We start from the raw sequence: 13329 nt of genomic DNA, 5'->3' as shown, positions 1-13329 counted from the left end.
AATACCACCATAAAGCGGTTCTTAAACCTAGGATTAGACTTTTTTATAAATCACTAGTGTAAAATCATCCCGCAACTCTGCATTTTGCATGCGTTCCAGCTCGTCATAAACGTATTGGACAATCGCTTGAGCGGGTTCGTCTTTTTTCTTTTCGATCATTTCGAAAATCACATCGCGCTCGATAAATCCTTCATCGGTGCGGCCTTCGGTTACTCCATCGGTCATCATGATGACCATGTCATTATCTTCAAGCTGAACCGTATGCTCTTCATAAGTGGCTGCCGGAGAAACACCAAGGAGAAGCCCTTTTGCATATAACTCAACAAATTCCTTTGTTTTTGCACGGTACAAAAGTGCCGGTTCATGACCCGCAGATCCATAAGTCAATGAGGCACTACGGGCATCATATCGGCCATAAAACATAGAAACAAACATGGAATCGTCAATGCTTTTCTCAACGACCCGATTAATAACCCCTAGCACTTCCCTTGGACTGGCAGGAGAATTATTCAGGCTGTCCATCCCGAATTTCACCATAGACATACAAAGCGCCGCTGGAAGCCCTTTGCCGATTACATCGGCAACCGCTATTCCGGCATGGCCGTCTTCATCACTGATAAAGTATATGTAGTCTCCATTCATTTTACGCGCAGGAATAGAAAGCAGCCCGATATCCAGCCCTTTCAAGGCAGGCAGCTTTGTTTTCAGCAATGTTTCCTGGACATTCGCAGCCAGATCCATTTCCACCCGTATTTCTTCCTGGCGCTGCAAAAGGCTTTGCCGCTCTTGAAGCGCCAAGCCGTAATTGATCATCATTTCAATCAGAAAATCAAAGGAGTGCCAGACAACATCCGGCAGGTCCTTATAAATTTCCTGCATCGCCGCTTTATGGACGCTGATTACTTCTTCTGGAGAAATATTTTCAGAGATAAGCTGGCGGCTGAAATTTTGGCCAACATACAGATTTTGTTCCGATTGCCGCTGCATGTATTGATTAAGTATTTCTTTGTATTGATTTTCGATTTTGTGGACCATATTCGCTCCCCCTATCGAAGCCATTTTGTAGCTCGTATATCCGTCCCTTCACCCGGGATCGTTTCAATTTTAAATTCGTCCATTAAGCGTTTGACTCCTGGCAGCCCTGCTCCTAATCCGCCTGAAGTTGAGAAGCCATCTTCCATAACTTTTCGTATGTCTGGAATTCCTGGCCCCTGGTCTGCCGCAATAATCAAAATCCCTTTCACTCCGTTTTCCATAAGCTGTTGGATTTCAATTCTTCCTTGTCCTGCATAAAGGTATATATTGCGAGCAAGCTCGCTGATAGCAGTAGTTATACGAGCCTGATCTACTGTGCCAAAGCCCAGCTCTTTCGCAACATTGCGCCCGAGCTGCCTTGCGGCAACAATATCCCATTCCGTCAATATTTCCACCGAAGACTGGTTGCTCATTTTTAAGCCTCCAATTCCAGTTGAAGTTTATCCAGACCATTTTCTAAATCCAGTGCTGTCATAACATCTTCAAGCCGAATTCCTAATTCGATTAAAGTGATAGCCACTGCTGGTTGGATACCCGTAATAACCACCCGCGCTCCCATTAGACTTGACATACTAATGACGTCTCCCAGGACTTTTGCGATAAATGAATCGATGAAATCGATTGACGTTAAATCAATAACCACTCCCCGTGCACTTGTTTCGTGCAGTTTGGTCAACAGATCCTCTTGAAATTGAATTGCAGTCTGATCATCCAGCTCCCATTGAATAGAGACGATTAATGTATCCCTCAGTTTTAAAATTGGAATTCGAAAATTCATTATTCCTCAACCTCCACGATTTGGCGATTTGTCCAAGCCAATGCTTGTTCTACTCCACGCTGCAATGTACTGGTAGTTGTAAACTCATTTAAGTTGATGCCGAGTGTCACGATTGTTTGTGCAATTTCCGGCCGAATTCCAACCAGCATACATTTCGCTCCTACTAAACGCACCGCATCTGCCGCCTGAATAATATGATGCGCAACCATTGTATCGACAACTGGAACGCCGGTAATATCCAGCAGCACGACTTCGGCGCGATGTTTTACAACACCTTCAAGCAAATTTTCCATTATTAGTTTTGCCCGCTCCGTGTCAATTGTTCCGACAAGCGGCATAACGGATACTTTATCAAATACAGGAATAAGCGACGCAGAAAGTTCCTGCAGCGCAATTTTCTGCAGGCTGACAGTACGTTCCCATGTTTTTGAATATGTATCAATGGTGCTGTCCCGAATCGGTATAATCCAGTTATTGAACTCTTTATAGAAATCCCGGAAGTTCTCTTTCGTGATTATTCCCTTTTCTTCCATTCCTTCGAATACAACTTCTGAAAAATGATTGATTGCTTTCGTTACAAAGGTAACGGACCAGCCGAGGCGCACCACTTTTTCCGCAAAATCGTTTAAGCGGTTTTCGTATGCTTGATGGCTCTCCAATAAATTCGATAACATTAAATCCGCAAATTCCTTGCTTGTTTGGTTCATCAAATCCGTGGGCATCACTTGAAAAGAACGTTCGTCTTTTTCATTCTTCATCAGTTCTTGCCATCTCGATATAATTTCCGTGGAATTTTCCTGAATATAACCGGCCATTTTTTTATTCATTATTTTCTAGAACCCTCCCTGTACCACCATAAAACTCACATTACGTATTGGTTTTTATATACTCTATCCTTTATTGTATCGGAAAACTGTTTTTTTCACATCTATTTTATCGGCTGACACCTTAGTTTCTCTTTTAAGCAATAAAAAAACACTTGAAGTAAGCACTTCAAGTGTTTTAGGAGTATGTATGCTTAAAACTTTACGAGGCCAACACTGATTTCGAGAGCTTCATCTACTTTTTCCATCAACTCGTCATCAAGCTGGGTAATTTTGTCAGTCAAGCGCGATTTATCAATAGTCCGCAATTGTTCAAGCAAGATGACCGAATCACGTTCAAAACCATATTTTTTAGCATTGATTTCAACGTGAGTCGGCAATTTCGCTTTTTGGATCTGCGCAGTGATCGCTGCTATGATAACAGTTGGACTGAACCGATTCCCTATATCATTTTGAATCACCAATACAGGACGGGTCCCTCCTTGCTCAGACCCGACAACCGGTGAAAGTTCTGCAAAAAAAACGTCACCACGTTTTACAATCAAATTGTCACCCTCCGCTTACAAGTCGCACGGTCGTGTGCTCCGCTTCGTACTCGGCATGAGAACATTCACAAGCGATTGATAAATTGATTTGTGACATCTCCACGTAGCCCTTGATCATTGCTTCTCGAATATGATGTGAATCGTATACACTTTTTATTACCCGTTGCGTGGAAACATAAACATAGTCACCGCGCTCTTGAATTTGTTCATCTGAATGAGTAGTCAACTCTGATAACAGTTGTTTAGGCAGTTTTACTACCACTTTTTTTGTCTTTGACTTCTCGTACACAGCCGACACCTCCGATAATACCCTACTTCTCTTTTCTCACCCCTTCATCTTAACATTGAAGCGGTGCGGTGAAAAGGGCCTTTTGGGAATCAGAGCGTTTAATAGTACAAACGCGGGATTCTTTTGGTCAAAATGCAAGGCACTTCATATGGGATAGTGCCTAGTTTCTCTGCCCATTCGTCAATGCGGATCTGCTCATTTCCCTGGCGGCCGATCAGCTGCACTTTTTCTCCGACTGGCAGTTGTTCCTTTAGGCGGACCATGCACTGATCCATGCATATGCGCCCGACAACCGGCATCCGTTCCCCGCGGATCAACACATCCTGGCCTTGCAGCCCGCGCAGCATGCCATCAGCATAGCCGATGGGAAGCGTCGCAATCCATTCGTCTTTTTCACAGCGGTAAGTTGCACCGTAGCTTAAAGTTTCTCCTGCCTTCACTTTTTTCACGTGAACAATTTCCGTTTCCAAGCTGAGCGCCGGAAACAGCTGAAAAGGCATTTCTTGTTCGACATACGGAGAAGGAGCAATGCCATATAGGGAAATGCCCACCCGCACAGCATCATACGCCAAGTCCGGATGCATAATCGCCGCTGCGCTATTTGAAACATGGACCATTACATGAGGGTCATTCACTTGTTCAACAACGGCTTTCATTTCACGCACTTGCTGCTGGAATAATTCGCCCACTTCCTCATCAGCCGTAGCAAAATGCGTAAAGATGCCGGCAAATTCAAAAGGCTGCCGCTTAATGAAATCAATGGCTTCCTTCGCTTCTTCTGTAGCTACTCCTACCCGTCTCATCCCTGTGTCGACTTTCAAATGAATTTTTAACGGCGGAAGACCCGGCTCTATAGAAGCGGCTGCCATTGCCAGCCATTCCAGTGAAATGGCAGCAACCTCAATTTCTTCTTTTTGTGCGACTGGAAGAAAGGCTGCTGGAGTAGCACCCATCACCAAAATTTTTGTTTTAAAGCCGTGGTCCCGGAGGTATAGTGCTTCATCAGGAGTGGCGACCGCCAAAAAATTGACACCTGTCTCTACCGCTCGCTGTGCTATTTCTTTTGCCCCGTGCCCATAGGCATCCGCTTTTACTACTGCTATTACTTCAGCGCCGTTGCTGCGTTCGCGAAAAGAAACCAAGTTTTTTTCGATAGCACCTAAATCAATGACTGCTTTTGTTGGCCGATAATGTTCTGTCATTTAATATCCCCACTTACTTTTAAGATTGCAAAAGAACTTGTGCTGCCGCGTATTCTTTTGTATGTGTAATAGAAACGAGTCCAATTTCCTGCTGCCGAAAATAAATGCTCGGCTTGCCTTTTTCATCTTTTCGTATTTCAATGTCTTCAAACGAACAAAACTCACCGATGCCAGTGCCATTGGCTTTGGAAAAAGCTTCTTTTGCCGCAAAACGGCCAGCCAGAAATTCCACTCGCCGTTTCTCGGACAGCAATGCATATTCTGAAAGCTCCCGTTCGGTTAAAATACGCTCGCGGAATTTGGAGGACCGGCTGTCAAGCTTCTGGATCCGATGAAGTTCAACTATATCCAAACCGATTCCAATAATCATAATTGTTTCTCCTTTCAATCGCAAACACTAAACAGGTATAATAACAGGTATGAAATAGAGGTGACAAAATGTTTATTCGTACAGAAAGCTTCTCCCAATATTTACGGTTGTATCCTGTCGTGTCGACTTTGATCGCACTCAATCTACTGGTGCATATCCTCACCTGGATTCCGGTACTCGGAGGACAGATTTTCAGTTTTGGTGTCGGCTCTAATTTTTTGATTAACGCAGGAGAATGGTGGAGGTTTTTCACGCCGATGTTTTTGCATGGCGGAATTATGCACTTGCTCTTTAATATGTTTTCTTTATTTTTATTCGGGCCGGAACTTGAAAGGCTTACCGGGAAAGTCCGGTTCATCACCATTTATGTATTGTCAGGATTTTTTGGTACGCTTGTCACATATTTTCTGCAGCCGCTGGATTACTTGCATGTCGGCGCGAGCGGAGCAATCTTCGGCATCTTCGGAGCTTTCGCGGCTCTGTTGTATTATGGACGCCGGGCACTCCCTCAGCTTAGACAAATCATACTCCCGATTATCGTTATCAGTATAATCATGACTTTCCTGACGCCAAACGTCAATGCAACCGCGCATATTGCTGGAATGATTACTGGTTTCCTGATTGGACTCAGCTATTTCCATCCGAAACGGATTGTCAGCTGGAAGAAAAGGAAATAACAACAGCGCTGGATTCCAGACACAAAGAAAGGGTCAGCCGGAAAACAATTCCGGCTGCCTTTTTTCATGGTCGGCGGATTTTTGGTCAGATGGTTCATACCAAGCCAAAATTCGGCTGGCATCTTCTTTTTCCATATGGTCGATTCGAGCAACTGCACCCATCATCCCGGATTTGATGGTTGCTTGAATAGAGGCAAGGCTTCTGCGCCGCTGAAAAAAACTTTGCGTGATATCGACTGCCTGTATCCGTCTTTTCATCATATAAGAAGTGTGCTTGCTGATTCCCCGGAATTGCATAGTCAATTGTTTCCCAGACAAGGCATAGCTGGCTGTCCGGTGCTGCCAAACTCCCAGCAATATGATAATCGGCAAAATTAGCAGTGCGAAAAGACCATAAGGGTAGAAAAAGTACCCTATAGCAGCAATGAGGGGCACGAGCCAAATAAGATCGAGCCGATAATAAAAATGGACGCTGCGTTTTGGAGCTTTTGTCAATTCCGCTTCCCATTCCATTTCTGGAAACAATTCGTTCAACACCGGCAGTATAGCGGATTTTTTTGCGAGCGGAAACAGCCGGATTTTTTCATCTTTGTCCCCAATTGAACCTCCTGCGCTTTCCACCGTCACAGTCGCATAACCGAATAATTCCCTCAAAGGATTTTGTGAGATTTTTATTCCCTGCACCCGTTTAAAAGGTACGGAAACTTTCTTTTTCTCAAGCAATCCCCTCGTAAGGTAGATATGTTCTTCATCCGTTTGAATCGTGAAATGATAGTTCGCGAAAATCGTTAATATGACCGAGATAACCCAGGCAATCAAAAGCCCCATAAAAATCACTAAGGCCACTATTAAATAACCGAATCGCAGGAACAGCATGACTTCTTCATAAATTGCATCATAAGGAATCAACTCGGAAAACTGGGAAAAGAAGACAGCTGTCGCTGACAGTACTACTCCAATTCCGCCCGACGTAGTGGCCAGAACCAGCAGTTCTTTCATCGTCATCCGGTAAAGTGTCTTGGTTTCTTTCTTCTCTTCTAATTGCGGTTCTTCCACAACCGCTATATCTGGGTTTTCCTCGGCTTCTCTCCAAATACCGCGTTTCGCTTCTTCCATTTTCCGCTCGATCCGGTCCGCATCTTCCCGGGAAATAGCCGTCAATTCCGCTTCTGCCTGTCCGGCTTTCCCGGAACCGGCAGTTTCCACTTTTACTTTCACTAAGCCAAGCGGCCGGTGGAATATTCCTTCGGTATAATTCAGGCTCTGAATCCGGTCAAATGGGATATAGCGCTTTTTCTTGACGAATAATCCGTATTCGATGCGCAGTTCCCCGTCTTCAAACCAATACACAAAACGTTTCCATTTAATTATTCCAGCAACCAGCACAAATACCAGTACCACCGACCCAATCAGCACCGGAAGCAATCCTTGCCAGCCTTGGTTGAACATTGAGCTGATTCCACCGTCCCGGAAAAGATTAACGCCAAAAACAACAAGAAAAGGAACAATTAGCTCTTTTAGCCCTTTGACGAAGTTAATAAGCGCAGAAACAGGATGCAATTTGTAGTAAGTTTCAGACATCATCTTCCGCCACCCTTGCCAGCACAGAAATTCTCGCTCTCAATTCATCTGCCTCCGCCGTGACAAGTGCAGGAATTATATGCGTTGTAGCAGCTGTGGAGATCGAGATTTCGGCTAAATCGTATTTTCTTAAAATCGGTCCTTGCTCCGTATCAACATGCTGCACTCTTACCATTGGAACCAAAGTTCGCCTTACGATGAATAAGCCATGCTGCAATTCAATTTCCTGCTCCCGCACTTCATAGCGCCAGCGCTCCCAGCGGATTTTCGGAAATAAATAAATCAGCAAAACTCCGAATGCAATAATGATTCCAGCATAAAGGGCATACAGCCACTGGGGCCAGTCAAAAAAGTAAGTGAGCACGCCCACTCCGATAATAAAAACAGCAATTATTGCGGTTTGGATTGTTCCGTACAATCGCCAAACCGTTAGCCCTTTTCTGGAAATCTGGTTTTTCGGTTGATGTTCCATTCGCTTCTCTCCATTCGCGTTTCCTGCTTTCCTATACAATTCAAGCTGTAATGCGTTTGACTTAATTGTACCTGATAACAGCCAAGCAAAAAAGGCGGATACGAAAACAGTTTCCTGTTTCGTATCCGCCTTTCGTTATTAAGCTTTCGCTTTTCTTAATGTCTAGCTGCAGCGCCCAGATTCTAGGGTCATAAGCCGACCCATCTGTACGGCACAAACACGCCGTTTCGATGGTCCGACTTCTGCCCGTCGAATCTACACGGGCACTTCCGCTTTTCTTAAGATTCGTGGCGGCGAGTGCGTCCTGGACGTCCGCCAGTGCTGCTTGCTGCGCCTTCACGTCGACGGCCAGCGCCAGCCCCTGAACCTGAACGACTTGAAGATGGACGGCCTGAACCTGTAGAACGGCTGCCTTTATAACCGCCGCCTCCACTGCTGCGTCCGCCTTTGCCTTTATAACCGCCGCCGCCGCGAGATGGCAACGGGCGTTCTTCTGAAATAGAAACCGGTACATCTTCCGGCTCTTTTGTCATTGTTTTAAGAGCTGCTGCAATCAAATCGACAGCGTCAAACTTCTCAAGCATTTCTTTCGCAAATACGCGGTAGTCGCCCAAGTTGTTTTTCTCAGTCATTTCTTGCAATTGTTCCATTGCAACGCGTTTTTGGCCAAGTACAGCCTCATCAGCAGTTGGAGGAATCAAAGCTTCCATTTTTTTCTTAGTTGTTCTTTCAACGATGGCCAAGTAGCTCATTTCACGTGGTGTTACAAACGTGACTGCAACTCCTTTTTTACCTGCACGGCCAGTACGGCCGATACGGTGGACATAGCTTTCAGGATCTTGTGGAATATCAAAGTTGTATACGTGTGATACGCCTGAGATATCAAGTCCGCGAGCTGCTACATCAGTGGCAACCAAAATGTCGATTTTACCTGCTTTGAATTGCTTCAACACAGACATACGTTTCGCTTGGCTCAAGTCGCCGTGAATTCCTTCAGCTACGTAGCCGCGGATATTCAAAGCATGTGCCAATTCGTCAACCCGGCGTTTTGTACGGCCGAAGATGATTGCAAGTTCTGGTTGTTGTACGTTCAAAAGGCGTGAAAGGATATCGAATTTTTCGCGCTCTACCGATTTAACGTAGAACTGCTCAATATTCTCAACAGTCATTTCTTTTGATTTGATTTTAACGATTTCTGGAGTCTTCATGAATTTCTCTGCGATGCGGCGGATAGCATCCGGCATAGTCGCTGAGAACAACAATGTCTGGCGAGTGTCAGGAACACTTGACATGATTGTTTGGATGTCTTCGATGAAGCCCATGTTCAACATTTCGTCTGCTTCGTCCAGGATCAATGTGTTTACATTATCCAATTTAAGCGTACGGCGGTTGATATGGTCCAAAAGGCGTCCTGGTGTACCAACGATGATTTGTGGGCGGTTTTTAAGTGCACGGATTTGGCGGCTGATTTCTTGGCCACCGTATACTGAAAGAATGCGCACGTTTTTATCTTGGCCCAGTCTGTACAACTCTTCTGAAACCTGTATTGCTAATTCGCGAGTTGGCGCAATAACCAATCCTTGGACGTTGCCATCTTTAGTGTCGATTTTTTCAATCAACGGAATACCGAATGCAGTTGTTTTACCAGTTCCCGTTTGGGCTTGTCCGATAATGTCCTTGCCTTCCATACCTAGACGGATCGTACCTTCTTGAATCGGTGTTGCTTCTTCAAACCCCATACGTTTTACGGACTTTAAAGTTGTTTCGCTAATATTTAACTCTGAAAATTTTACCAAATGTTTTCAATCTCCTTTTGTCTTCATCTTATTTACAAATGGTGTACATTTTAGATGAAATCGTGACAAAGTCGAGCCTTTATGAGGAAGTTTCACGTCGAAAATCATACTCTGTAGTTTTAAGTCAGAGGGGATGTGTGAACAGAAAAAGCTCGGGCGTTGCCGAGCGGTCTGATCGGCGGGTTTTGATGCCCAATAAGTAGAACAAACCGTTTTGCTCAAAAAAATACTCTTCACAGAGAAGAGCGTTCCAAAAATGTATCCATTGCTTTCATTAGAATAACATGATTTCCAAGTACTTGCAATCAATACGCAAAGGTTCCAATAATCAGTTTACTCTGCGCCCTTTTTCATAAATCCGAGAACCTTCATGAACCAATCGTCGCAATCATCACTGTAGCAAATCAAGTGCTTGCCCGACTCGGAATGGATGATGTGTTTCTCGTCAGAACCTACACTGTTATAGATGTGATCAGCAGAAGAAACCGGAACAATCCCATCTTTTCTTCCTTGAACAATGCAAACTGGCACTTTTATTTGCTGGTAATAAGGTTCGATCGTCTTAAGCACTTTCAGAAATTCAGCTGTAGAAAATATAGGCGTGTGCGTCAATTTATATTTATACTGCTGAAAAAACTCATTATCTTTAAGCTTCCTTTTCACTGCATCTGCCATGGTTTCTTTGATTTCTTCCAGAAGCTGCTTAGCGCTGATGTATTTGGCAGCAGCGCTAAGCAGCACCAGCCGGTCCACTTTATAGCGCAACGCCAAATACATCGCAATCAGCCCGCCCATCGAAAACCCGACAATAATGATGCGGTCTGCCTCTTTTTTCAATTCCCGCAATGCCAGTTCCGCTTCCATCATCCAATGCTCCGCCTTCATTCTCCGGAGGCTCAAGATTTCCCCGTGTCCCGGAAGTGTCGGCACTTTGACGATCCAATCTGTCTGCTTTTCAATAAAGTCGGCAAACGGCTGAACCTCATAAGGCCCGCCTGTAAAGCCGTGAATGCATAAAACTCCTGTCTTCAAGCGGCTTCCCCTGCTTTCATTTTAGAATATAAAGAAACAACAATCAGCAGAGATAAAAACCCTCCATTGATTGTCGTTTAGTTAACGGCTGTTAAAGCTTGATAAAAGGTTCGATGACCCGCTCAAGCGCCATGCCGCGTGATCCTTTAACAAGAATAAGCGACTCCGCTGTAATCTTTTTCTTTAAAAAATTGATGATCGGAGCATATTCGTTTTCACTCCATATCAATTCGCCCTGATAGGAGTCTTTCATTTTTTCGTAGAGCCATTTCATACGTGGACCGAACAAGCAGACGCCTGCGATATTATCCGATATGGATGTTTCGAGCGTTTCATGATATTCCCGTTCGTTTTCGCCCAGTTCCAGCATATCGCCCAGAACGAGCCATTTGTCTTCTTTCATCGTCGTTTCACGAAGAAAGTTTAATGCTGCCTTCGTTGAAGAAGGGGCTGCATTATAAGCATCGTTAATAAATGTAGCACCGCTTTCCGCATGGACGATTTGCATGCGCATATCGGTTAATGCCGCATCTTTCAGCGACCGGCGGATATCTTCCTCCGTCAAGCCGGCTTCAAGAGCGACCAAAATTGCCGATAAGGTATTTTTCACTTGATGTTCTCCGAGTACCGGAATCGTGAACGCTGCATCGATAATGCCGCTCACTTGGAAACTGCTGCCATTTTCTGTTGCTTTAATATCCGTAACGGTCAATTCGTTGTTGGTGTCAAAACCGAATGATACCGCCTGCGGAAAATTCTCGACAAAAGGCACAAGCAAAGGCTCGTCGCCATCGTAGAATAATTTGCCATGGCTTTCCAGCCCTGCCGTAATTTCAAATTTCGCTTTGGCAATTCCTTCGCGGGAGCCAAGATCCTGCATATGGGCTTCGCCGATATTGGTGATGATGGCATAATCCGGACGGGCCAGCTCAGATAAAAATTCAATTTCACCAAAGCCGCTCATGCCCATTTCCAGCACTGCAAACTTGGTGTCTTCATCAAGCGATAAAATCGTCAATGGCAGCCCGATTTCATTATTATAATTGCCTTGTGTTTTTTGTACTTTGAAATACGGCTTTAAAACGCTCGCCACTAAATCCTTTGTTGATGTCTTGCCATTTGATCCGGTGATGCCCACCACCAACGTCGACAACTCATTGCGGTATGCTCTCGCCATTTCCTGCAAAGCGGTTTTCGGATCATCAACGATTAACAAAGGCAAATCTTGAGGTGGATCCGGCTCATCCCGCTGCCACAGCGAGGCGGCTGCCCCTGCTTCAAAAGCCTGGCGGACATATTTATGCCCATTGACGTTTTCTCCGCGAAACGGGATAAATAAATCTCCTGGCTTCAGCGTTCTCGTATTGATCGAAACGCCCGTAACTTCAATTCCTTTTAAACTCGTTTTTATATCCAGCCATTTAGCCAGTTGTTCTATAGGTTTTTTCATTAAACTTCTCCACTCAATCTATTTTTACTTGCAGCAATTGCTTTTCTTCATACCGCTCAATCGCCAGAGCAATCAAACGCTCAATCAATTTCGGATACGGCAGCCCTGTATTTTCCCAAAGCAGCGGGAACATGCTGTACGGAGTAAAGCCTGGCAATGTATTCACTTCATTGATCAAAATCTCATTAGAAGCCGTGACAAAAAAATCAGCGCGGACCAGTCCTGAACAGTCCAGTATTTTAAACGCTTTTTTAGCAGCAGCTACAAGTTCTGCGTATACGTCTTCATCGAGTTCAGCCGGAATAATCATCGCGGTATTGCCGTCTTTGTACTTCGCTTCGTAGTCATAAAATGCTTTCAGCGGTTTAATCTCCCCGGCTACCGAACATTCCGGGATGTCATTCCCCAATACCCCGATTTCGATTTCGCGTGCCGTAACGCCTTGTTCCACCACAATTTTGCGGTCGAATTTCAGCGCCTCTTCAACTGCTGCAACCAATTCCTGTTCATTATCCGCTTTGCTTATGCCAACACTCGAGCCCAAATTCGCAGGTTTCACAAAAACCGGCCACTTCAGCTCGGCTGCTACTTTGTTTACCCAAAAACTTTGGTTTTTCTGCCAATCTTGCCGAATAAAATATACGTAAGGCGTTTGTTTCAATCCCGCAATTTCAAACAGCTGCTTCATCACGACTTTATCCATCCCTGCAGCAGAAGCCAAAACGCCATTGCCGACATAAGGTAAATTCATCACTTCAAGCATTCCCTGGACCGTGCCGTCTTCTCCGTTCGGACCGTGCAATAACGGAATAATCACTTCAAGGCCTTGTCCAGCTTCTGCAGGAAGGAATCCAGAAATGTCATTCGGATTGTCCGTTCCATCCGACAATTGAAGCTGCTCGGTTGTTTCAGTCGGCCCTTCAAGCATCGGCCCTTTTTTCCATTCACCTTCTTGCGTGATATAGATTGGATGTATTTCATATTTCTCAAAATTTAATGCTTGTGTAACCGCATGGGCAGTGGAAAGCGATACTTCGTGCTCCGCTGACTTGCCTCCATATAATAAACCAACTCGTTTTTTCATCCCTTATACCTCCGCTAATGTCCAGTCCCGAAACTTTCGGTGCTTTTCATTTTAATGATTTCGTTTCGCATAATGCTTAGTTTATCACGAACCGGGAAAGACGAAAAATTTTTTCCGACCAGCGACACAGAAATTTACGCATGCAGCACTGAAATTATGCTGCTGAGGCGCGTATTTCTGCGATTGGCTAGCAA

At 44.8% G+C, this 13329-nt stretch carries 15 protein-coding genes; 1 reads left to right on the top strand and 14 read right to left on the bottom strand.

Annotated elements, in window-relative coordinates; translation table 11 throughout:
- Positions 1-33 precede the first annotated feature (33 nt).
- The 8 genes from QWY16_RS02740 to acpS form a co-directional block, all read right to left on the bottom strand.
- Positions 34-1035, bottom strand: a complete 1002-nt coding sequence (locus tag QWY16_RS02740; protein WP_300991332.1) for a PP2C family protein-serine/threonine phosphatase — start codon at positions 1033-1035, stop codon at positions 34-36.
- Between the two features lie 11 nt (positions 1036-1046).
- A complete protein-coding gene (locus QWY16_RS02735; RefSeq protein WP_300991331.1) occupies positions 1047-1448 on the bottom strand; it encodes an anti-sigma regulatory factor in 402 nt (133 codons plus the stop codon).
- Between the two features lie 2 nt (positions 1449-1450).
- Positions 1451-1813: an STAS domain-containing protein gene (locus QWY16_RS02730; RefSeq protein WP_036807366.1), complete on the bottom strand. Its 363-nt coding sequence runs from the start codon at positions 1811-1813 to the stop codon at positions 1451-1453.
- Positions 1813-2640, bottom strand: coding sequence for an RsbT co-antagonist protein RsbRA (locus QWY16_RS02725; protein WP_300991330.1), 828 nt, complete (start codon positions 2638-2640; stop codon positions 1813-1815). The genes QWY16_RS02730 and QWY16_RS02725 overlap by 1 nt, the downstream gene beginning before the upstream one ends.
- A gap of 191 nt (positions 2641-2831) precedes the next feature.
- Entirely contained in the window at positions 2832-3182 is a 351-nt protein-coding gene (locus QWY16_RS02720; RefSeq protein ID WP_036807373.1) for a type II toxin-antitoxin system PemK/MazF family toxin, read from the bottom strand.
- A 4-nt stretch (positions 3183-3186) separates the two neighbouring features.
- Positions 3187-3471: a transcriptional regulator gene (locus tag QWY16_RS02715; RefSeq protein ID WP_436837177.1), complete on the bottom strand. Its 285-nt coding sequence runs from the start codon at positions 3469-3471 to the stop codon at positions 3187-3189.
- 98 nt (positions 3472-3569) lie between these two features.
- A complete protein-coding gene (gene alr, locus QWY16_RS02710; RefSeq protein WP_300991328.1) occupies positions 3570-4673 on the bottom strand; it encodes an alanine racemase in 1104 nt (367 codons plus the stop codon).
- Positions 4674-4692: 19 nt separating this feature from the next.
- On the bottom strand, positions 4693-5043 hold the full coding sequence (acpS, locus tag QWY16_RS02705) for a holo-ACP synthase (RefSeq protein ID WP_300991327.1): 351 nt from the start codon (positions 5041-5043) through the stop codon (positions 4693-4695).
- A 68-nt stretch (positions 5044-5111) separates the two neighbouring features.
- Between acpS and QWY16_RS02700 the strand changes: the two genes are divergently transcribed.
- On the top strand, positions 5112-5720 hold the full coding sequence (locus tag QWY16_RS02700) for a rhomboid family intramembrane serine protease (protein WP_300991326.1): 609 nt from the start codon (positions 5112-5114) through the stop codon (positions 5718-5720).
- A gap of 33 nt (positions 5721-5753) precedes the next feature.
- Here the strand turns inward: QWY16_RS02700 and QWY16_RS02695 are convergent, their stop codons facing one another.
- The 6 genes from QWY16_RS02695 to QWY16_RS02670 all read right to left on the bottom strand — a co-directional run bounded on the left by QWY16_RS02695 (position 5754) and on the right by QWY16_RS02670 (position 13135).
- Complete coding sequence (locus QWY16_RS02695; RefSeq protein ID WP_300993251.1) at positions 5754-7301, bottom strand: PH domain-containing protein; 1548 nt, start codon at positions 7299-7301, stop codon at positions 5754-5756.
- Complete coding sequence (locus tag QWY16_RS02690; protein ID WP_300991325.1) at positions 7294-7773, bottom strand: PH domain-containing protein; 480 nt, start codon at positions 7771-7773, stop codon at positions 7294-7296. The genes QWY16_RS02695 and QWY16_RS02690 overlap by 8 nt, the downstream gene beginning before the upstream one ends.
- A gap of 278 nt (positions 7774-8051) precedes the next feature.
- Positions 8052-9569: a degradosome RNA helicase CshA gene (gene cshA / locus QWY16_RS02685; protein ID WP_300991324.1), complete on the bottom strand. Its 1518-nt coding sequence runs from the start codon at positions 9567-9569 to the stop codon at positions 8052-8054.
- A gap of 333 nt (positions 9570-9902) precedes the next feature.
- A complete protein-coding gene (locus tag QWY16_RS02680; RefSeq protein ID WP_300991323.1) occupies positions 9903-10601 on the bottom strand; it encodes an alpha/beta hydrolase in 699 nt (232 codons plus the stop codon).
- A 91-nt stretch (positions 10602-10692) separates the two neighbouring features.
- On the bottom strand, positions 10693-12051 hold the full coding sequence (locus QWY16_RS02675) for a UDP-N-acetylmuramoyl-tripeptide--D-alanyl-D-alanine ligase (protein ID WP_300991322.1): 1359 nt from the start codon (positions 12049-12051) through the stop codon (positions 10693-10695).
- Positions 12052-12064: 13 nt separating this feature from the next.
- Complete coding sequence (locus QWY16_RS02670) at positions 12065-13135, bottom strand: D-alanine--D-alanine ligase (protein ID WP_300991321.1); 1071 nt, start codon at positions 13133-13135, stop codon at positions 12065-12067.
- Positions 13136-13329 lie beyond the last annotated feature (194 nt).

Origin of the sequence: Planococcus shenhongbingii (assembly GCF_030413635.1) — a bacterium.
GTDB classification, from domain to species: Bacteria; Bacillota; Bacilli; order Bacillales_A; family Planococcaceae; genus Planococcus; species Planococcus shenhongbingii.
Note: the sequence above shows the minus strand (reverse complement) of the source record. Positions and strands in the feature narration are given on the sequence as shown.

What these genes read in the sequence shown, in the direction of transcription:
- QWY16_RS02740 (WP_300991332.1), bottom strand. Translation starts at nt 1,035, where the DNA reads ATGGTCCACAAAATCGAAAATCAATACAAAGAAATACTTAATCAATAC.
- QWY16_RS02735 (WP_300991331.1), bottom strand. Translation starts at nt 1,448, where the DNA reads ATGAGCAACCAGTCTTCGGTGGAAATATTGACGGAATGGGATATTGTT.
- QWY16_RS02730 (WP_036807366.1), bottom strand. Translation starts at nt 1,813, where the DNA reads ATGAATTTTCGAATTCCAATTTTAAAACTGAGGGATACATTAATCGTC.
- QWY16_RS02725 (WP_300991330.1), bottom strand. Translation starts at nt 2,640, where the DNA reads ATGAATAAAAAAATGGCCGGTTATATTCAGGAAAATTCCACGGAAATT.
- alr (WP_300991328.1), bottom strand. Translation starts at nt 4,673, where the DNA reads ATGACAGAACATTATCGGCCAACAAAAGCAGTCATTGATTTAGGTGCT.
- acpS (WP_300991327.1), bottom strand. Translation starts at nt 5,043, where the DNA reads ATGATTATTGGAATCGGTTTGGATATAGTTGAACTTCATCGGATCCAG.
- QWY16_RS02700 (WP_300991326.1), top strand. Translation starts at nt 5,112, where the DNA reads ATGTTTATTCGTACAGAAAGCTTCTCCCAATATTTACGGTTGTATCCT.
- QWY16_RS02695 (WP_300993251.1), bottom strand. Translation starts at nt 7,301, where the DNA reads ATGTCTGAAACTTACTACAAATTGCATCCTGTTTCTGCGCTTATTAAC.
- QWY16_RS02690 (WP_300991325.1), bottom strand. Translation starts at nt 7,773, where the DNA reads ATGGAACATCAACCGAAAAACCAGATTTCCAGAAAAGGGCTAACGGTT.
- QWY16_RS02675 (WP_300991322.1), bottom strand. Translation starts at nt 12,051, where the DNA reads ATGAAAAAACCTATAGAACAACTGGCTAAATGGCTGGATATAAAAACG.
- QWY16_RS02670 (WP_300991321.1), bottom strand. Translation starts at nt 13,135, where the DNA reads ATGAAAAAACGAGTTGGTTTATTATATGGAGGCAAGTCAGCGGAGCAC.